The 18916-nt window shown below is 32.8% G+C and carries 19 protein-coding genes; 5 read left to right on the top strand and 14 right to left on the bottom strand.

Annotated elements, in window-relative coordinates; all coding sequences use genetic code 11:
• Nucleotides 1-191: 191 nt before the first annotated feature.
• From pyk to Q0616_RS00770, 5 genes are read right to left on the bottom strand one after another with little or no spacing between them, the layout of a single operon-like run.
• Nucleotides 192-1634 carry a pyruvate kinase gene (gene pyk / locus Q0616_RS00790; protein WP_298774168.1) on the bottom strand — a complete coding sequence of 481 codons (1443 nt, stop codon included), beginning with the start codon at nt 1632-1634 and terminating at the stop codon, nt 192-194.
• Nucleotides 1635-1665: 31 nt separating this feature from the next.
• A complete protein-coding gene (locus tag Q0616_RS00785; protein ID WP_284582896.1) occupies nt 1666-2124 on the bottom strand; it encodes an IPExxxVDY family protein in 459 nt (152 codons plus the stop codon).
• Nucleotides 2125-2128: 4 nt separating this feature from the next.
• The gene (gene rnc / locus Q0616_RS00780; protein WP_225542094.1) at nt 2129-2881 is read right to left on the bottom strand and encodes a ribonuclease III; all 753 of its coding nucleotides are present in this window, start codon (nt 2879-2881) and stop codon (nt 2129-2131) included.
• On the bottom strand, nt 2881-4134 hold the full coding sequence (gene fabF, locus Q0616_RS00775) for a beta-ketoacyl-ACP synthase II (RefSeq protein WP_286483406.1): 1254 nt from the start codon (nt 4132-4134) through the stop codon (nt 2881-2883). Before fabF ends, rnc begins: the two co-directional genes overlap by 1 nt.
• Nucleotides 4135-4150: 16 nt before the next feature.
• Nucleotides 4151-4387: an acyl carrier protein gene (locus tag Q0616_RS00770; RefSeq protein WP_038336002.1), complete on the bottom strand. Its 237-nt coding sequence runs from the start codon at nt 4385-4387 to the stop codon at nt 4151-4153.
• Between the two features lie 228 nt (nt 4388-4615).
• Between Q0616_RS00770 and pckA the strand changes: the two genes are divergently transcribed.
• Nucleotides 4616-6187, top strand: coding sequence for a phosphoenolpyruvate carboxykinase (ATP) (pckA, locus tag Q0616_RS00765; RefSeq protein WP_298774159.1), 1572 nt, complete (start codon nt 4616-4618; stop codon nt 6185-6187).
• 50 nt (nt 6188-6237) lie between these two features.
• On the opposite strand, the gene Q0616_RS00760 is transcribed toward pckA, so the two are convergent.
• The 7 genes from Q0616_RS00760 to Q0616_RS00730 all read right to left on the bottom strand — a co-directional run bounded on the left by Q0616_RS00760 (nt 6238) and on the right by Q0616_RS00730 (nt 14404).
• Nucleotides 6238-7245, bottom strand: a complete 1008-nt coding sequence (locus Q0616_RS00760; RefSeq protein WP_225539555.1) for a methyltransferase domain-containing protein — start codon at nt 7243-7245, stop codon at nt 6238-6240.
• 1 nt (nt 7246) lies between these two features.
• Entirely contained in the window at nt 7247-7897 is a 651-nt protein-coding gene (locus Q0616_RS00755) for a methyltransferase (RefSeq protein ID WP_225532406.1), read from the bottom strand.
• Nucleotides 7898-7946: 49 nt separating this feature from the next.
• Nucleotides 7947-9395 carry an ATP-binding protein gene (locus Q0616_RS00750; protein WP_225532405.1) on the bottom strand — a complete coding sequence of 483 codons (1449 nt, stop codon included), beginning with the start codon at nt 9393-9395 and terminating at the stop codon, nt 7947-7949.
• A 2-nt stretch (nt 9396-9397) separates the two neighbouring features.
• Nucleotides 9398-9985, bottom strand: a complete 588-nt coding sequence (locus Q0616_RS00745) for a riboflavin synthase (RefSeq protein ID WP_284582898.1) — start codon at nt 9983-9985, stop codon at nt 9398-9400.
• Nucleotides 9986-10088: 103 nt separating this feature from the next.
• On the bottom strand, nt 10089-11936 hold the full coding sequence (glmS, locus tag Q0616_RS00740) for a glutamine--fructose-6-phosphate transaminase (isomerizing) (protein WP_225542089.1): 1848 nt from the start codon (nt 11934-11936) through the stop codon (nt 10089-10091).
• A 29-nt stretch (nt 11937-11965) separates the two neighbouring features.
• On the bottom strand, nt 11966-13576 hold the full coding sequence (locus Q0616_RS00735; RefSeq protein ID WP_260541520.1) for a DUF4270 domain-containing protein: 1611 nt from the start codon (nt 13574-13576) through the stop codon (nt 11966-11968).
• A 15-nt stretch (nt 13577-13591) separates the two neighbouring features.
• Nucleotides 13592-14404 (bottom strand): glycogen/starch synthase, encoded by an 813-nt coding sequence (locus tag Q0616_RS00730; RefSeq protein WP_171622961.1) that lies wholly within the window; start codon nt 14402-14404, stop codon nt 13592-13594.
• Nucleotides 14405-14522: 118 nt separating this feature from the next.
• Between Q0616_RS00730 and panC the strand changes: the two genes are divergently transcribed.
• The 3 genes from panC to Q0616_RS00715 all read left to right on the top strand — a co-directional run bounded on the left by panC (nt 14523) and on the right by Q0616_RS00715 (nt 16843).
• A complete protein-coding gene (panC, locus tag Q0616_RS00725) occupies nt 14523-15365 on the top strand; it encodes a pantoate--beta-alanine ligase (protein ID WP_171622960.1) in 843 nt (280 codons plus the stop codon).
• Nucleotides 15366-15452: 87 nt separating this feature from the next.
• Nucleotides 15453-15800, top strand: coding sequence for an aspartate 1-decarboxylase (gene panD / locus Q0616_RS00720; protein WP_171622959.1), 348 nt, complete (start codon nt 15453-15455; stop codon nt 15798-15800).
• Between the two features lie 35 nt (nt 15801-15835).
• Nucleotides 15836-16843, top strand: a complete 1008-nt coding sequence (locus Q0616_RS00715; RefSeq protein WP_260541523.1) for a lysylphosphatidylglycerol synthase transmembrane domain-containing protein — start codon at nt 15836-15838, stop codon at nt 16841-16843.
• Here Q0616_RS00715 and Q0616_RS00710 read toward each other — a convergent pair.
• Together Q0616_RS00710 and Q0616_RS00705 are read right to left on the bottom strand one after the other, a co-directional pair.
• Nucleotides 16833-17609 (bottom strand): hypothetical protein, encoded by a 777-nt coding sequence (locus tag Q0616_RS00710; protein ID WP_298774128.1) that lies wholly within the window; start codon nt 17607-17609, stop codon nt 16833-16835. The genes Q0616_RS00715 and Q0616_RS00710 overlap by 11 nt on opposite strands.
• A complete protein-coding gene (locus tag Q0616_RS00705) occupies nt 17602-18393 on the bottom strand; it encodes a hypothetical protein (RefSeq protein ID WP_298774125.1) in 792 nt (263 codons plus the stop codon). The genes Q0616_RS00710 and Q0616_RS00705 overlap by 8 nt, the downstream gene beginning before the upstream one ends.
• Before the next feature lie 197 nt (nt 18394-18590).
• On the opposite strand from Q0616_RS00705, the gene Q0616_RS00700 reads away from it, so the two are divergent.
• Nucleotides 18591-18866 carry a hypothetical protein gene (locus Q0616_RS00700; RefSeq protein WP_298774123.1) on the top strand — a complete coding sequence of 92 codons (276 nt, stop codon included), beginning with the start codon at nt 18591-18593 and terminating at the stop codon, nt 18864-18866.
• The last annotated feature ends 50 nt before the right edge of the window (nt 18867-18916 follow it).

The raw sequence follows: 18916 nt of genomic DNA, 5'->3' as shown, positions 1-18916 counted from the left end.
CACCACCAGATAAGATCACATTATAAATACACATAAATTCTTCTAATTCGAACTTGTAAAGATATTAAATCAAATCATTATAGAAAATTATTAAATTTAAATTTAATGTAAAATTAATAGGAAATTGATTCAATAGAAGAAAAAAATCCACTCATAGGAGTGGATTTTTCATTATCATCTCATTGAGATGTTTAAATCATTGAAATACGTAGTGTATTGGTAATTCCTTTTTCAAACGCTGGCATAGCATTCAAATTGATGATGTAATCACCATATTCTACATAACCTGCATTCTTCGCTAAGATATTTACCTCTGTTACCGTTTGATCCGTAGATGTATCGCGAGGATCGTAATTAATCGATTTTACACCCCATAACAAATTCAACATACGGTTGATTCGTTTACTTGGATTAAACACCAAAATAAAAGAATTTGGACGATGAGAAGAAATTTGAAAAGCTGTATAACCAGAATATGTCAACGTTGCAATTGCTTTTGCTCCTGTATCTTCTGCCATTTTAGCTGCATTGTAACAAACCATATCGGTTACAAAACGTTCGTTTTTAACTTTTGGTTTGTGTTCTGGTACATGTACGTGCTCATCATCTTCAACAGTTTGAAGAATTTTCGTCATTTTCTCAATCACTTGAACAGGGTATTGCCCTACAGATGTTTCACCAGATAACATAACCGCATCTGCACCATCAAAAACGGCATTTGCAACGTCAGAAACTTCGGCGCGAGTTGGTGTTAAACTCGAAATCATGGTTTCCATCATTTGTGTTGCAACAATAACTGGTTTACGCGCTAATTTTGCTTTGTCAATTAATTGTTTTTGTGCCTTTGGAACAATTTCAAACGGAACCTCAACTCCTAAATCCCCACGAGCAACCATTAATCCATCCGAAAACTCTAAAATATCTTTAATATTTTCTAAAGCCTCAGGCTTTTCAATTTTAGAAATAATTGGAATTTTTAATGTTCCATGTTCTTTGATAAAATCAGATAAATCTTTTACATCTTGTCCCGAACGAACAAAAGATAATGCAAACCAATCGACACGATTTTCGATTGCGAACTTTGCATCTTCTTTATCTTTTTCCGTTAAAGCTGGTAAAGAAATATTTGTATTTGGTAAATTAACTCCCTTTTTAGAACGCAATGGTCCTCCTTGTATTGTTTCAGCTTTTACAGTATCTGTACCATTTGTCTCGATAACTTTTAAGATTAATTTTCCGTCATCAATCAAGATGTTTTCACCCACTTGTACGTCTTGAGCAAACTTTTGGTAGGTCATAAAAACTTTCTCTTTTGTTCCTACAACATCCTCATTGGTGAAAGTTAAAATTTCTCCTGGATTGATGACAAAATCTTCGTGTTCCATTTTCCCAATACGCAATTTTGGACCTTGTAAATCCGCTAATACTGCTGTATTGTATCCGTGATCGTTATTTAATTGATGAATGATTTCTATCTTACGTTTCACATCCGTATAATCGGCGTGCGAAAAGTTGATACGGAACACATCTGTTCCTTTTTTCATCATTTCTAGAATAATTTCTGGACTATCAGTTGCTGGACCTAATGTTGCAACAATTTTCGTCTTTTTAAGAAATTGTTTATCGTAAATCATATTTTTCCCTTTTTTTATGCACAATATTTTGTTAGAAAACCAATCTATCAGCTGTACTGATTAAATCGATATCTATTTTTTTAATTAATTTAATAAAATCTTTTTCTACAAATGGAAGTGGAAGATTCTCTATATCATCTTCCCAGCCAGAAACTTTGACAATATAGTTGCAATCCTTGTAATTAGGCACAAGTATAATGCTCTCTTTGAAAAGATTTGATAAATCTACTTCAATTTTTTTAGAATCGGATTGATTTGGGATATTTTTAATGATATGATAATCTATCTTATTGGTTTCATCTATCCATTCGTATGTTTCGAAAAAATAGGTATGATCATCTAACCAAATATCCAAATCATTGATACGTTGAAAACGCGTATCATAAGTAGAATTGAGATGGAAAATAAATTGTGTCGAAGTATTAAAGCTTGAATTTACGCCTATTAGATGGAAATCTATCCACTCATCATATAAGAGTAACTCTGCCATTCTTCTATACTTTTTCTATTTTCTTTTGTAGTGAATAATACGCGCGTTTTGCGGCACTTTCTTCTGCTTTTTTCTTTGAAGTTCCTCTCCCTTTTGAGATAACCTTATCGTTAAGACGGATAACGGATACAAAGACCTGAAGATCTTCTGCATTTTGCTCCTCAAATGTATTGAATCTTATTGTATTTCTCGTTTTTTGACTCCACTCCAAGATCAACGATTTGTGACTTGTTATGGTATGTTCCAAACGATCTAAATCCGCATAAGGGTCAATAATTTTGATTTGAATAAATTTTTGGACTGCATCTATTCCTCCATCTACATAAATTGCACCGACTAAAGCTTCTAACATATCACCATTGACGTCTTCCCCCAAATTGTTGTGATTGTTCATAGGATCTAAATAATCCAACAGACCAAGTTGTTTTGACACAGCGTTTAATTGCTTGCGTGAAACAATTTTAGAACGCATTTTTGTCAAATATCCTTCTTGTTGGTCTGGTGCTTTATAGTACAAATGTACTGCTGTAGAAGCACCAAGTAATGCATCTCCTAAAAACTCTAATCTTTCAAAATTGATACTGTTTCCATTTTCATCTTTTTTTTGCGCTGATCTGTGGGTAAATGCTTCTTTAAACACCTCAATATTTTGAGGGGTATAACCCAGGGTCTCGTTCAAAAATTTCAAAAAAGGATCAGATGAATTTGAATCATCACGATGATTTTTAAAAGAAAATAATTTTTTTAAGAAAGACATTACTTATACTTCTTAAATATCACACACGCATTGTGACCACCAAAACCAAAAGTATTACTCAATGCATAATCCACATTTTTCTCTTTTGCTTTGTTAAATGTATAATCAATTTTAGGATCAAGATTTTCATCATCCGTAAAATGATTAATTGTTGGTGGAACAATACTGTTATTGATAGCTCCAATAGCCGAAATCGCTTCAATAATTCCAGCACCACCTAATAAGTGACCTGTCATTGATTTAGTTGAATTGATTTGAATATTGTACGCATGTTCTCCAAATAATTTTTGAATCGCTTTAGATTCTGCAATATCTCCTAATGGTGTAGATGTTCCGTGCATGTTGATATGATCCACGTCTTCTACTTTGATATTTGCGTCTAATAAAGCTTCTTTCATCACATTTAAAGCGCCAATTCCTTCTGGATGTGGTGCTGTAATATGATGAGCATCTGCTGTCATCCCTGTTCCTACTAATTCAGCATAAATTGTAGCTCCACGTGCAATTGCATGTTCGTACTCTTCTAAAACAATACATCCAGCGCCTTCACCCATTACAAAACCATCGCGGTCTTTGTCAAATGGTCTTGAAGCCGTTTGTGGATCATCGTTTCGTGTAGATAACGCATGTAATGCATTGAAACCTCCAATGCTTGATGCTGTAATCGCAGCTTCTGACCCTCCTGTTACTATTGCTTCTGCTTTTCCAAGTCTTAATAACATGAATGCATCAATAATTGCATTTGTTGAAGAGGCACATGCCGAAACAGTTGTATAATTAGGTCCCATAAGACCAAATTCCATTGAAATATGACCAGGTGTGATATCTGCAATCATCTTAGGGATAAAGAAAGGATTGAAACGTGGTGTTCCATTTCCTGTTGCGTAATTCGAAACTTCTTCTTCAAAAGTTTTAATTCCACCAATACCAGATCCCCATATAACACCGATACGCTCTTTGTTTACGTTAGTAGCATCTAAGATCCCACTGTGTTTGATAGCTTCTCTTGCAGCCACAATCCCCAATTGGGCACAACGATCAATCTTGCGCGCTTCTTTTCGATCAAAATGATCTTCAATGTTGAAGTTTTTGATCTCACAAGCAAATTGTGTCTTAAAAAGAGTTGCATCAAAAAGCGTAATAGGCGCGGCGCCACTTACACCATTCACTAATCCTTTCCAGTATTCTTGGTAAGTATTTCCGATTGGTGTTAGCGCGCCTAAACCTGTTACTACTACTCTTTTTAATTCCATAAAAATTAAGGAACTATTACTTGTTTAAGTCTTCGATGTATGTCACAGCTTGACCTACTGTAGAAATTTTCTCTGCTTGATCGTCTGGAATTTGAATATCAAATTCTTTTTCGAATTCCATAATTAACTCTACTGTGTCTAATGAATCAGCTCCTAAATCGTTAGTGAAACTTGCTTCAAGCGTTACTTCGCTTTCGTCAACTCCTAATTTATCCACGATAATTGCTTTCACTCTTGATGTAATGTCAGACATAATTTTCTAATTTTAATTGTTGTAAACTACTGCAAAAATATAAAACTTATATTAAATACAAGCTTTTTTTTATATGCATGCATAAGAACTTGCAAATATAGGGTGAATAATTATTCACGAAAACGTTTAAGTGAATGACATAAGTCAAATTTTTCACGCTTTTTTTTATTGTAACTTTGTGCAAAGTTTTTACCTTTAATATTTTAAAAATACTATAAAATCACAAAAATGAGCATAGAATTGGCATCTTACGGAATAAAAAATTCCAAAATTAACTATCAATTATCTCCTGAAGAACTTACCAAGAAAATGGTAGAATTAGGACAGGGAGAAATCACATCTTCTGGCGCTATTAATATGCTAACAGGAGAATTTACAGGGCGTTCACCAAAAGACCGTTTCATTGTAAAAGATGATATTACGGCTGATAACGTTTGGTGGGATGGAAATACAAATATTCCTTTTGATTCTGATAAGTTTGACGCTTTATATGATAAAGTAGTTGAGCACTTAAGCAACCGCGAAATTTATGTACGCGATGCTTTTGCTTGTGCAGATGACGCCTACAAAACTAAAATTAGAGCAATTACAGAAACACCTGCTGCTAATTTATTTATCTACAACATGTTTATTCGTCCAACAGAAGAAGAATTAAACAACTTCGGAGATTCTGAATGGACAATTATAAATGCGCCAACTTTTGTTGCTGATGCAGACGAAGATGGTACAAGACAACACAATTTCTCTATCTTAAACTTCAAACGTAAAATCGTTTTGAATGGTGGAACTGGTTACACAGGAGAAATGAAAAAAGGAATTTTCTCTGCTTTAAACTTTATCTTACCGGTATTTAGAAACACATTACCAATGCATTGTTCTGCGAACTCTGGTGAAAACGGAGATACTGCCATGTTCTTTGGGTTATCTGGTACAGGAAAAACAACGTTATCTGCTGATAAAAACAGACGTTTAATTGGGGATGATGAACATGGTTGGACTGAAGACAATACTGTATTCAATTTTGAAGGTGGTTGTTATGCTAAAGTAATCAACTTATCTGCAGAAGGAGAACCAGAAATTTTTGCAGCAATTAAAGAAGGGGCGTTATTAGAAAACTGTAAGTTAGTTCCAGGAACAAACGAAGTTGACTTTACGGATACCTCAATTACAGAAAACACACGTGTTTCTTATCCGATTGATTACATCGAGAATATTGCAGTTCCATCTGTAGGAAAAAATCCTAAAAATATTTTCTTCTTATCATTTGATGCTTTTGGTGTTTTCCCTCCAATCGCTAAATTAAACCCAGATCAAGCAGCTTATTTATTTATCTCAGGATATACTTCAAAAGTGGCTGGTACAGAAGCTGGTGTTACAGAACCACAAACGACATTCTCTACATGTTTTGGTGCGCCATTTATGCCGTTGCACCCAACAAAATATGCTGAAATGTTAAGCGACAAAGTAGAAAAAACTGGCGTTAATGTTTGGTTAATTAACACAGGTTGGAATGGTAAGAAAGAACGTATGTCTTTAAAAGATACTCGTGCAGTGATCAATGCAGCATTAAATGGAGATTTGGATAACGCAGCGTTTAAAAAGGATCCATACTTCGGATTTGAAGTTCCAGTTGCAATAGATGGTGTTTCATCAGAAAAATTAAATCCTGCAACTTCATTTGCAACAGAAGAAGCGTATGAAGAAAATGCGAAAGTATTGGCAGCTAAATTCAAAGAAAACTTCAAAAAGTTCGAAGAATTTGCGAATGCTGATTTATTAGCTGGAGGACCAACAATTTAAGATTAAAATTAAATCATATAAATTCTGGATTGCAATTGTAATCCAGAATTTTATTTTGGAGCAAACTTTAATGTTATAAACGGAGATAAAATCAACCCTAATTGATTCGTTTTTAAAGCGCTGAAATTAACTAAAGAAACCACTTTTTTCTTAAAGCCTTTTTTATCAACATCGCAATAAAAACCGTTTTCTATCGTACAGCTAAAATTATATTTTTTTGCCAATTGATGGTAATCAGACAACGGTAATATACGTTCCATCCAACTACCAAAATCGGGTTCACAACAATTATATTGATCAACATCAACCTGCATCACAGCTTGGTTTTGTCGGTAATATTCCAAAAAATCAATCAAGTCCACATAACGCAAACCACGAGATTTAGTTGCTAATAATTCTAATTCCTTTTCTGTTAATTCTGGACCTATTTTCTTTAGATATTCCTTTCTCTTTGGACAGTACTCTTCAATTTCATCTTTCTCCATTAATTTTCTTAATCTTTTCGCTTTAATGAAATTTTTAGGATTAGAAGCTGTTGTAAATAACATTTTTATTGAAGAATTAAGCTGACTGAAATAATTAAACATTTCATCCAAATCATGAATATGTTCTATTGTATCTGTCGAAATCAAATAATCTACTTTGATATTTCTATCCTTGATAAATTGTAACAATTCTTGATAAGATCCTTCAATATAATAATCGGGACCAAAACCTATTTTTTGACTTATTTTCTGAATTGTTGAAACAGAACTCGGATTAAAATCGCAATAAATCACTTTAAATCCTTTTTGTTTTAAATACAGACTTAAAAAACCATGACCACCACCAAAGTCAACAATGTATTCACCTTTAATAGGTGCAAAATTGATCAGTTTTTGCAAAGAATAATCAAACATTTGAAAGTAATAAAATAACGTAGGCTGCATATTTTCGATATAATCTATATTATATTCATTAATTCCTAAATCCTTAAAATTAATCTGATTTATTAATTTTACTACTGATTTTATTTCTTCTGAACAAAAAGTATTTTGATATTGTTGATAAGCATTCATATTACATTTTCAAATAAAATTCTTTTGTTAAATTAATGTAATCTTCGGTATATTGATGACGTTCGACTTCGATGATTAACTCATTTTCAAGGCATTTCTTGTCATGAAAACTAAATTCTAATAAAACACGTTTGGTTGCAGTAGTTGCATTTCCTTTTACATAGACTGTTTTTGATCGTTTTAAGTTGTTTTGCGAAGCAATTTTACAAAAAGCACCCATTTGATCGTAAGGTATAATAAAACTCGCTAAACCGTCTTGTTGAAGCAATTCAGTCGTTTTTTTGATTAGCTCTTCAAATGTTAAGGTTTCTTGTTGTCGCGCTTGTTTTCGCGCATCAAAATCAACCGTGTCATTTACTATGAAAAATGGTGGATTGCTTACGATCAAGTCATATTTTTGATCTGTAGAATACGCTTGAAGTGATGCATTAAAAACCGTTAATCGCTCAGAAAAAGTTGCAAGTTCAAAATTTTCTTTTGCTTGTATAAAAGCATTTATATCAATTTCGATAGCATCAATTGTTGCATGTGGAAAACGTTGGGCTAACATCAAGGAAATTAATCCTGTTCCAGTGCCAATATCTAATATATTTTCGCCCGTTTCTAAAGTTGACCAAGCGCCAAGCAAAACACCATCTGTGCCAACTTTCATTGCCGTTTTATCTTGAAAAATATCGAATTGTTTAAAACGAAAAGGTTTTCTATTCATTATATGGAATCAATATGTAAAATGTTGTGCCAACAGAAATTTCGGTTTCGAAACGAATGGTTCCATCGTAATCGTCAATAATTTTTTTCACCATTGGCAAACCTATTCCCATTCCACTGTTTTTTGTTGTAAATTTTGGAATAAAAATAGCGTCCTGAGATTCTACTGGAATTCCGTCTCCATTGTCTTGAATGGTGATATGAAGAAAATCTTTAACCAACGCCACATCAACTTTTACTTTTGCTGTTCGAGATTGTGGTATAGACTGAAAAGCATTCTTGGTAATATTGGTGATAATTCGATTCAAATATTGTTTATCAAAACGCATCATGATGATGTTTGGCGAATAATTAAATTCGATAAATTCCATCGGAAATACAAAAAGGGTATTTTTTATAACATCAACAACATCTATTTTTTCGTCTTTACGAGAAGGCATTTTAGCAAAATCAGAAAAGGCTTCAGCTATTGCCGAAATTGTATCAATTTGTTGCAATAAAATATTCCCTGTGCGCATTGTTTTCTCTTCGAGATCAGGATCATTGATATCAAATCTTCTCATGTGATTTTGAATCATTAATCGCATTGGAGTTAATGGATTTTTGACCTCATGAGCCACTTGTCTGGCAAAATCTCTCCACGCTTCTTCACGTTCTTGTTTGGCCAACAAATCGGATTGTTCTTTTAATCGAAATAGCATATCGTTATAGGAGTCGACTAAGACTTTGATCTCGTCATTTCCATCGTAACGAATCGGCATATTATTCACAATTACTTCTGTTTCTCGAATACGATCTGCAAACGACCAAAGTTTATTCAATGTACGTTTAGTTACAAAATAGACGGCTAAAGTTCCGAATAAAAGAATTACACCAAAAGCCAATCCATAACTACCAATTAAGGTAAACATGTCTTGCTGTAAAAAATCTTGGTTGGATTGATAAGGTAAACAAAGAATGGCAATGTTCTCATTGTAATAATTTTTGATATTACTATACGACGAATAGATATCGCTCTCGTCATTTGAATCTTTATTCGTTACAATAAAATCATTTGAATCTTTGAGTTTATCGAGTATCTTTTGCGGTAAAACATCATAAGTTGTCGAAACAGGTTGCGTTGTTAGAATTTTATTTCCACGCAAATCGTAAACCACAATATCTGTTTTGTTGATATCTCCAATGCGAAGAAAACCATCTTCTAATAGGTTATGAATATTATCCTTGGTTGCAATTCCAGGGTAATTATCCATCTCATAATCTATCGCAGCTTCTACTGCTCTTACCTTTCTTTTAAGAATATCTTCGTGATATTGTTTGGTTTGATCATTGAAATGATTAGCAGTAATCAATAAAATTGCGCCTGCTGTAAATAACAAAATCGTTACCATATAAATGATAATACGAACAGGTAGCGATAAGTTATTTTTTCTTGTAATCATTTTTATTTTTGAAATAATCTTTTGACGTATTTTCCTAAGATATCAAATTCTAAATTTAAGGTATCTCCAACTTTCACTTGATTGAGATTTGTAAATTCCCAAGTGTACGGAATAATTGCTACCGAAAATTGACCAACTTTACTATCTACAACGGTTAAACTAATTCCATTTAGACAGATCGAACCTTTTTCTACAGTTACATTTCCAGACGATGCTTCGTCATAGGCTACGGTAACAAAAAAACTTCCGTTTTGATTTTCAATAGAAACTACTTTTCCTGTTTGATCTACATGTCCTTGAACGATATGACCGTCTATGCGACCATTGAATTGCAAACATCGTTCTAAATTGATAAAATCGCCTTCTTTTAAGGTGTTAAAGTTTGTTTTTTGTAGTGTTTCCTCTATAGCTGTGACTTTGTAAAGACCATCTTTAAAATCAACAACTGTTAAACAAACTCCATTGTGTGCTACACTTTGATCTATTTTTAGTTCATCACAAAAATCAGCTTCAATCCATAAATGTAAATTAGATTGATCTTTCTCTGCTTTTACAAGCTTTCCAACTCCTTCAACGATTCCTGTAAACATGATGTTATTTTTGGTGAAAGTAATAATTAATTCTAAAATTATAAAATGAAAAAGGGATGATTTTAAAATATCACCCCTTTAATTATTGATCTAAATATTTATTTTACTCAACTGTAACTGATTTTGCCAAGTTACGAGGCTGATCTACATTTTTACCTAATTTTACAGCAATCCAATAAGATAATAATTGTAATGGAATAGCTGTTAAAATTGGAGAAAACTCTTCTGCCGTTTCTGGGATTACAACATAATCATCTGCCATTGCAGTAACTTGTTCATCGCCTTCGTTTACAATTGCAATTACTTTTGCACTACGAGATTTAATTTCTTGAATGTTAGAAACTACTTTTTCGTAATATCCTTTTTTCGTTGCAATAACAATAACTGGCATATTTTCATCCAACAATGCGATTGGTCCGTGCTTCATTTCTGCTGCAGGATACCCTTCTGCGTGGATGTAAGAAATTTCTTTTAATTTTAATGCACCTTCTAAGGCTGATGGGAAGTTATACCCACGACCTAAATAAATTGCATTTCTATTGTCTTTGTATTTTTCGGCAATTTTATCGATAACGCCTTCGCAATTATCTAAAATTTGTTGCACTAATTCTGGAATACGCTCTAATTCGCGTGTTAACAAGTTGAATTTCTCTGCTGATAATTCACCATTGTGTTTTCCTAATTTTAATGCAATCAATGCTAAAACTGTTAACTGAGCTGTAAAAGCTTTTGTTGAAGCAACACCAATCTCAGGACCTGCGTGTGTATAAGCACCAGCATCTGTAATACGAGCGATAGATGAACCTACAACATTGTTAATTCCGAAGATAAAGGCACCATTTTCTTTTGCTAATTTAAGCGCTGCTAATGTATCTGCCGTTTCTCCTGATTGAGAGATTGCAATTACCACATCATGTTTGTTGATGATTGGATTACGGTAACGGAATTCTGATGCATATTCTACTTCTACAGGAATGCGAGCGAAATCTTCGATCATGTATTCTGCTACTAATCCTGCATGGTAAGACGTTCCACAAGCTACAATAATGATACGTTTGGCATTTAAGAATTTCTCTTGATGATCCCAAATACCTGCCATTTTGATGACACCTTCGTCAACCAATAAACGTCCACGCATTGTATCACGAATAGAACGAGGTTGTTCGTTGATTTCTTTTAACATGAAATGTTCGTACCCTCCTTTTTCGATTGCTTCGATATTTAATTTTAATTCTTGAACATCTAAAGATACCGCTTCATTATTTTTGATTGTACGTACATCAACTGCTTTGTCTAAAGTAATTGTTGCCATGTCTCCGTCTTCTAAATAAACAGCATCTTTCGTGAATTCGATAAACGGAGAAGCGTCAGAAGCTACAAAGAATTCGTTTTCACCAATTCCGATTGCTAATGGAGATCCTAAACGTCCAACAACAATTGTATTTGGTTCTTCTTTGTCTAAAACTGCTATAGCATAAGCTCCAATCACTTCATTAAGCGCTAAACGAACAGCATCTGTTAAATTTAGATTTTGTTCTTCTTGAAATAATTGAATAAAGTTTACTAAAACTTCTGTATCTGTATCACTGTGAAAAACATAACCTTTTTCGATCAACAATTTTTTGATTGATTCATAGTTTTCAATAATTCCATTATGAACTAAAACCAAACGTCCACTGTTTGACATATGCGGATGCGAGTTTACATCGTTTGGAACACCATGTGTAGCCCAACGTGTATGACCAATTCCTAAATGAGGTGTTTTATCTAAATTTGATGATTTTTCTTCTAAATCAGAAACTTTTCCTTTTGTTTTTACTAATTCAAAATCAGTACCAGTAGAAAGGACTAAGCCAGCACTATCGTAACCACGATACTCTAATCTTCTCAATCCATTTATAATAATTGGATACGCTTCGCGATGACCAATATATCCTACAATTCCACACATAATGTTATATAGTATTTTAAGTTAAATTGTTATTTTTTTGAATAATATACTAATAGTTTTAATTTTTTAGCATCATTTTCTGTGTTATTCCCGTGCAATACAATTCTATACGGATTGTATGCTCTATTATTTTGGAATGGGTTTGTACTATTGATAGTTGTCGCATCAGAAACAGAAGTGATAAAATTACCCAATGTAATGTACATTGTTTGGTCTTTAAATTCATTTCCTTTTTCTAACATACTTTTCAGATGTTTTGTGATATCAATTGTATAAAACTCTGTTTCTCCTTTTACTTGAGGATTAAAGTGTACAGAAAGTGGATACGAATTATAAAATTCTAAAACATCTGCATACAATTCATTAACAATTTTGTCCTCTTTTTTGTAGTTATTCCAAGCAGTTATATACGGTGGTTTTGGAAAACCATATGATTCATCTATATAAAATTTCAATTTGGCACCAAGAATAGCAATATCACTTTTCGACATTTCTGTCTTCAATTCATCTAACTGTTGGGTGTTGAATTTTAATTTCGCATAGTTACCACTCATTCCACTCAAAAACAATCTTGCATCACCCTTTATAGAGTCTGGTTGAACTGTTGAATACGTAGAACCTGCTATATTATTTACAATTTGAGAAGCAATTACATTTGAGTTATTCGCTGTACCTGAATTCCACTGATTAGAGAAATCAAAATCATAGGTTGCGTCCAAACGTTCTTTGTATTCTTTATCTGTATCTTTTTTAGGTGTTGGATTTTTGTATGAATAATACATTTTTAAATCCATTTTATTTGGATTAAAATTGATGATAAATCCATCCGTTTCTTCAACAGAAAATTCTAAACCTTTGATGTTTTCACGAATAAATGTTGCATAATCAGAAAGCAATCCTGTTTTAGCATTCTTGATGATTTTTTCGTCAAAATAATCTTTATCTAAAGAGACTTTGTAACCTACTGCTTCTTCCGAAATATTAGTTGTTCCTGTTTTTTGTTTTACAACTTTACTCACCACTGTTTTTCCAATTTTAGCAGTCCCAATCACTCTCGAATTGGCATCTATTGGCGATTCTGAACCATCTAATTTAGAAAAATACTTTGAGTCTCGATATAAAACCGTATTAATGTCTTTAATTTTCAACGTCATCTCCAAATCCTTTTTTCCATACAAGGAATCAACAGCGTATTTTGTTGTAATTTGGATTGTATCTGTATCTTCTGGTTTCTCTCCTGGTTTAGACAAGTTGATTGTGTCCTTAGAAATAGGATCTTTTGTAGAATTGTAATAAACAGGGATGATAAGATTGACAGAATCTACTTTTGGCTCTGTACCAAAATCTTGGTCTCCAATAGAAGTAGGTCTAAATTGCGTATAAAACTTTGATGCAGTCGAGCCAAAAATTGGTTCATTGTACACACCAAAAGCCCCATTTTGCAATACAAATCTATCAGATCGAATCGTATCAAAACTTGCATTAAATGCTAATACATCTAACGATTTCACATTCCCATCAGCTTCTCCTCCAATAACATTGTTATCTAATTCTAATGTTTCGTTTTCACAAGAAACCATTGTTCCCATTCCAATCATCATTGCAACAGATACAGAAAGGACATTCAAAAATTTTTTCATTAATCTCAACGGATTTTAATTAGAGTTCATTACTTCCTCAAGATAAAAGTTGTTGTACACTTCTTTTGCTTGCTCTTTTGAGCAATAATCTAATAGAGGAATATTTTGTTGGTTGATATAGTTTTTGACATCTTCTGGAATTATCTCTTCTCCTCTCGCTACCGCATCTGCGTATTCTAAAGAAGCTTGAATCATTCCTAAATGAGTCGGTTTTTCTAAGTATTGTTTTACTTCCCCTTCTACTTTATCGAAGGCTAATTTATTGATTAATCCATTATCCAATTCTCCATCAAATGCATTGTCAAATAGTGAAACTACTACTTTCGCATCTTGAAAAAATGGATCATCCGAATAATATTTCTTTAGGTACAATGGTACTAAACTTGACATCCATCCCATAACGTGAACTACGTCTGGTTTCCAGTTTAATTTTTTTACTGTCTCTAAAACTCCTTTTGCGAAGAAAATCGAACGCTCATCATTATCAGAAAACAAATCATTTCCTTCTCCATAAACTTCTTTACGTTTAAAATATTCTTCGTTATCGATAAAATACACTTGTAGTCGCTCTCCTGGTACAGATGCTACTTTAATGATTAAGGGTTGATCCAAGTCATTAATAATCATGTTCATACCTGAAAGTCGTATTACTTCATGTAATTGGTGTCTTCTTTCATTAATTGCTCCAAATCTTGGCATAAAGATTCTTACATCTGCGCCATTACTTTGCATGATTTTTGGCAAATCTAATGCTTGAGAAGACATCGGATTTTCAGGAAAATAAGGTACCATTTCTGTTGTTACATACAATATGCGCTTTCCTTCCATAATTTCTACTCTCTTTTCCTAATGAATAATAAGGCACAAATTTACAAAAAAATGTTGATATATTATTTGCTTATAGTAGCTTTGCCGGATATTAGTTTTTTTTTAACAAATCAGTGGAATGGTTGTATTTAACGAAAAGGAAAAATTAACTCCCGTAATCGTCGAGTTAAAAAACCAAAACAAAACCATCGGGTTTATCCCTACAATGGGCGCTTTGCACGAAGGGCACATGTCTTTAGTAAAAGCTTCTAAGGCTCAAAATGACTACACAATTGTAAGTATTTTTGTCAATCCAACACAATTTAATAATCCAGAAGATTTAGCAAAATATCCTCGAACTGAGGAAAGTGACAAGGAATTGTTAATGAAAAATGGTTGTGATTTTGTCTATATGCCAACAGTAGAGGATTTATACGAGTCAAATGAAGGTGCAAAACATTACGATTTCGGAACAATTGACAAAGTCATGGAAGGTTCTTCTCGTCCAGGACATTTTGATGGTGTTGCAACAATTGTTTGCAAATTATTCAAAGCCGTTCAACCAACAAGAGCATATTTTGGAGAAAAAGATTTTCAACAAATTCGTATCATTCAAGAAATGGTAAAACAAGAGAATTTGGATGTCGAAATTGTTCCTATGCCCATTCATCGTGCAGATTCTGGTTTAGCTTTTAGTTCGAGAAATGCTCGTTTATCAACACAACAAACAACAGATGCACCACAAATTTTTTCGATTTTATCTAAAGCTGTTCAACTTAAAAACAACGGAAAAGATGTAGCTGAAGTGAAAGAATTTGTTAAAAATGAATTTGAAAACTCTCCTTTCGAATTAGAATATTTCGAAATCACAGACGAAGAAACATTGTTGTCTATCAACCGTTTTTCTGAAGCAAAACATATTCGAGGGTTTGTTGTTGCCTATGCAGGCGATGTTCGTTTAATTGATAATATTCAATTCTAAAAAAAACTAAAATATTTGTTCCAAATCCATTGAAAAATATTGGAATAGGTTTTGAAATTTATAAGTTCAATGTAACTTTGCAAAATTATGATGGTAGAAGTTTTTCACTCTAAAATACATAGAGTTAAGGTAACAGACGCAAAACTAAACTATATCGGAAGTATCACAATCGATGAAGATTTGATTGATGCTGCAAATATGGTAGTGGGTCAAAAAGTACAAATCGTTGTTCAAGAAAACGGTGAACGATTTGAAACTTATATTATAAAAGGGAAACGTGGAAGTGGCGAAATTTGTTTGAATGGACCTGCTGCGCGCAAAGTACAAGTTGGTGATACGGTAATCATTATTACCTACGCGATGATGGATTTTGAGGAAGCCAAAACATACGAACCAACAATTGTTTTCCCTAACGACAATAATCGTTTAGATTAAGAAATTAATTTTCAAACATTTATATGAAGAGTAAGATGAAACAATCACTCTTCTTAATCATTGCTTCATTGTTAGCACTCTTTTTTGTGGTAATAACAGTGAGGCAAATTGATTTCGAACGAGTTGCAAACGTTTTAAAAGAGACCAATTACTTTTGGATTTTTGCATCAATGGCTATTAGTATCCTCACCTATTGGATACGTGCCGCTCGTTGGAAACTTCTTCTCAAACCAATGGGGTACAATACCCAAACTTCATCTGGTTTTTGGGCAATTGCCTTTGCTTATTTTATGAATTTAACCATTCCGAGAAGTGGCGAAGTTGCACGAGCAACAAGTTTTTATAAAATGGAAAATGTCCCTTTCGAAAAATCATTTGGTACAGTTGTTTTAGAACGCGTTATTGACCTCTTATTTTTAGGCTTATTTTTCGGATTAACACTTATTTTTAATTACGAGACCTTTATGCGTTTTGTAGAATTAGGAAACAAAGAAAAAGCACATCAACCAACAACAGAACCTTCTTTCTTAAAGTATTACATCGCGATTGGAATTGTTCTTTTTGGAATGATGTTAGTTGCCATTTTCTGGAAAAAAATTATCCAATTGAAGTTTTTCGAGAAAATTAAAACATTTCTTTTAGGACTTTGGGAAGGAATCAAATCAATCTCAAAATTAGAAAGAAGAAGTCTATTTATCTTTTATTCTTTTGCTCTTTGGATTTGTTATTTTTTGATGACCTATTTAGTTTTCTTCGCGTTTCCAGATACAGAAAACTTTGGAATTGCAGAAGGTTTATTTCTTTTAATTGCAGGTTCTTTTGGAATGATTTTGCCCGTTTCTGGCGGATTAGCTTATCCTTACGTCATGTCGATCGCATTTTCAGCAGTGTATCTTGCTAAAGGCGGCGATCAGCACGAAGGACGAGCTATTGGCGACTATTTTGGGTTAATACTTTATATAGCTCAAGTTATTTCGATGATTAGTTTTGGATTAATCGCGATTTATAAAATTGCAAAAATTCGTCGAGATTCTACTGTTTAATCATCTCCAAATATTTGGACGCTTGATCTTCTAATATTTCAGTTATTTTATCGTATTTATTTTCTTTTACTAATTTCTCTAACCCGAAATTGTGATAACAATACGTTACATAATCACTGACTTTGTTTTCAGGTATATGTAAACTTTCGATGAAATAATTTTTCGTAAAATAGTTTTCTAACTCTTTGATTTTATCTATTCTTTTAAAATATTGATCTTGTTTTTTATCTTTTTTCTTTTGTCCAGAAATTGTTGCTATCCAATTAGATGGGTCTAACAATCCATTGTTATTCAACATTGAAGAGGCATACGGATCGATCTTCCTGAAACGTAAATTGGGATCAATTCCAAGATTCAATCCTTTATACAAATCATCTACTTTATCGTATTTGAGCTTAATATTATTCTTAAAGTTTTTGTCTAATGTATTAATCCGAGCCTCAGCTAATTCTATTGTTTCAATATTTAAATGAATGGTCAACATTCCTTTTGCTAAAATATCAGCTGTTATTTTGATTGAACGCTCTTTGTAAAAATCGTGCGTAAAAATCAATTCATCTCCAACAGAAGCTTTGATCGAAAACATTCCCTTCGAGTTTGTAAATGCTTTAGCATTAGTCGTTTCGTTGGTAATCAAAATATTCTCAACAATATCTTGTCCCACAATACCATCGTCAATCACCACTTTTCCAGTAATCAAATTGGATTGTGCAAGCGAAAAAATACTGATCAAACTAAAAAATAAGATGTATAAAAATTTATTCATTCTTCGATATTTTTGCTAAATAAATTGGTGCTTGTTCTTCTATGACAAAAAGTATTTCATCAAAATTATTATCCCTTAACAACGTTGGAAAATCAAAATTTGAATAACAATAATCTAAAAACTCATTGATTTTTCCTTCTGGAATCTTCAAATCATTAACAAAATAATAAGTCGTATAAAACCTACGAAGCGCAAGCAATTGATCTTCTTTCACTATTTTTAGTGGAACTGGATTTTTAACACGCTTTTTGGGATTTTTGAAAAGATTCATTATTCCCAATAAATTAACTCCACCAACCTGTTTGATTGTTCGATTGACTATTTCTTCATCATGTTTTAGATTCAATTCAGCTTTAAAATCAAGTGAATTAATTCCCATTTCATCTCCTAATTTTTCTTGAAACGATTTCTCTTTTCCCATATTCCTAAACGCATCTTTATTCAGTTTCTGAATATTCGTTTCAGCCAATTCAATCACTTCTACATTCATGTGAATACTTACAAATCCTTTCGTCATCATAGCTTCAGTAACTTTCAAACTTCGATCTTGAATCCCCAAATGCTTAATGTATAATTCATCATTCAAATTAACATTTATCGAAAATAATCCTTCCGAATTGGCTTTTGCTTTGGCTTTTGTCATTAAATTTTCAACCGTTGCTCCACTCAGATCCATCACTTCATCAGCATCGTCAACCATAATTTTTCCTGTGATTAAGGTTGATTGCGCATAAAGTAAACTACATAAAATGAAAAATAGGTTAAAAAGTAAAGTTCTCATCATTGGCATTCAATTTTCTCTTAAAAATAATCGAGAAAATGATTGTAAATCAATATTTAACTCAACTTTATCTAAAGTAGTTAATTTGTTAAAAAAGTGGACTATCATTAACGTTATTTACTTATTGTATTAAAAAATTTCACAAATAGAACTCCACAGTTTGTCGCGCTAAACCATTATTTTTGTGTAAATTTGAAACTATGGCTAAAACAAAAACTACCTATTTCTGCCAAAACTGTGGCACGCAAACCTCACAATGGATGGGACAATGCAAAAGTTGTGGTGAATGGAATACCATTGTTGAAGAAATTGTTGACAAAGGCGAAGAAAAAAAATCGTGGAAAGATAAATCGGATAAAAAAGAGAAAACTTTTGCACTAAATATTCGAGAAATTAATCCGTTGGGAGAAATCCGTATTTCGACTAAAAACCAAGAATTAGACCGCGTTTTAGGAGGCGGAATTGTTCCTGGGTGATTGCTATTTCGATTACGAAAAGCGTTATAATCACGGACAACGTGGAGGAG

The sequence above is a fragment of the uncultured Empedobacter sp. genome (assembly GCF_937930195.1).
GTDB lineage: Bacteria > Bacteroidota > Bacteroidia > Flavobacteriales > Weeksellaceae > Empedobacter > Empedobacter stercoris.
This window is presented reverse-complemented; position numbering and strand designations above follow the sequence as displayed.

What these genes read in the sequence shown, in the direction of transcription:
- pyk (WP_298774168.1), bottom strand. Translation starts at nt 1,634, where the DNA reads ATGATTTACGATAAACAATTTCTTAAAAAGACGAAAATTGTTGCAACA.
- Q0616_RS00785 (WP_284582896.1), bottom strand. Translation starts at nt 2,124, where the DNA reads ATGGCAGAGTTACTCTTATATGATGAGTGGATAGATTTCCATCTAATA.
- rnc (WP_225542094.1), bottom strand. Translation starts at nt 2,881, where the DNA reads ATGTCTTTCTTAAAAAAATTATTTTCTTTTAAAAATCATCGTGATGAT.
- fabF (WP_286483406.1), bottom strand. Translation starts at nt 4,134, where the DNA reads ATGGAATTAAAAAGAGTAGTAGTAACAGGTTTAGGCGCGCTAACACCA.
- Q0616_RS00770 (WP_038336002.1), bottom strand. Translation starts at nt 4,387, where the DNA reads ATGTCTGACATTACATCAAGAGTGAAAGCAATTATCGTGGATAAATTA.
- pckA (WP_298774159.1), top strand. Translation starts at nt 4,616, where the DNA reads ATGAGCATAGAATTGGCATCTTACGGAATAAAAAATTCCAAAATTAAC.
- Q0616_RS00760 (WP_225539555.1), bottom strand. Translation starts at nt 7,245, where the DNA reads ATGAATGCTTATCAACAATATCAAAATACTTTTTGTTCAGAAGAAATA.
- Q0616_RS00755 (WP_225532406.1), bottom strand. Translation starts at nt 7,897, where the DNA reads ATGAAAGTTGGCACAGATGGTGTTTTGCTTGGCGCTTGGTCAACTTTA.
- Q0616_RS00750 (WP_225532405.1), bottom strand. Translation starts at nt 9,395, where the DNA reads ATGATTACAAGAAAAAATAACTTATCGCTACCTGTTCGTATTATCATT.
- Q0616_RS00745 (WP_284582898.1), bottom strand. Translation starts at nt 9,985, where the DNA reads ATGTTTACAGGAATCGTTGAAGGAGTTGGAAAGCTTGTAAAAGCAGAG.
- glmS (WP_225542089.1), bottom strand. Translation starts at nt 11,936, where the DNA reads ATGTGTGGAATTGTAGGATATATTGGTCATCGCGAAGCGTATCCAATT.
- Q0616_RS00735 (WP_260541520.1), bottom strand. Translation starts at nt 13,576, where the DNA reads ATGAAAAAATTTTTGAATGTCCTTTCTGTATCTGTTGCAATGATGATT.
- Q0616_RS00730 (WP_171622961.1), bottom strand. Translation starts at nt 14,404, where the DNA reads ATGGAAGGAAAGCGCATATTGTATGTAACAACAGAAATGGTACCTTAT.
- panC (WP_171622960.1), top strand. Translation starts at nt 14,523, where the DNA reads ATGGTTGTATTTAACGAAAAGGAAAAATTAACTCCCGTAATCGTCGAG.
- panD (WP_171622959.1), top strand. Translation starts at nt 15,453, where the DNA reads ATGATGGTAGAAGTTTTTCACTCTAAAATACATAGAGTTAAGGTAACA.
- Q0616_RS00715 (WP_260541523.1), top strand. Translation starts at nt 15,836, where the DNA reads ATGAAACAATCACTCTTCTTAATCATTGCTTCATTGTTAGCACTCTTT.
- Q0616_RS00710 (WP_298774128.1), bottom strand. Translation starts at nt 17,609, where the DNA reads ATGAATAAATTTTTATACATCTTATTTTTTAGTTTGATCAGTATTTTT.
- Q0616_RS00705 (WP_298774125.1), bottom strand. Translation starts at nt 18,393, where the DNA reads ATGATGAGAACTTTACTTTTTAACCTATTTTTCATTTTATGTAGTTTA.
- Q0616_RS00700 (WP_298774123.1), top strand. Translation starts at nt 18,591, where the DNA reads ATGGCTAAAACAAAAACTACCTATTTCTGCCAAAACTGTGGCACGCAA.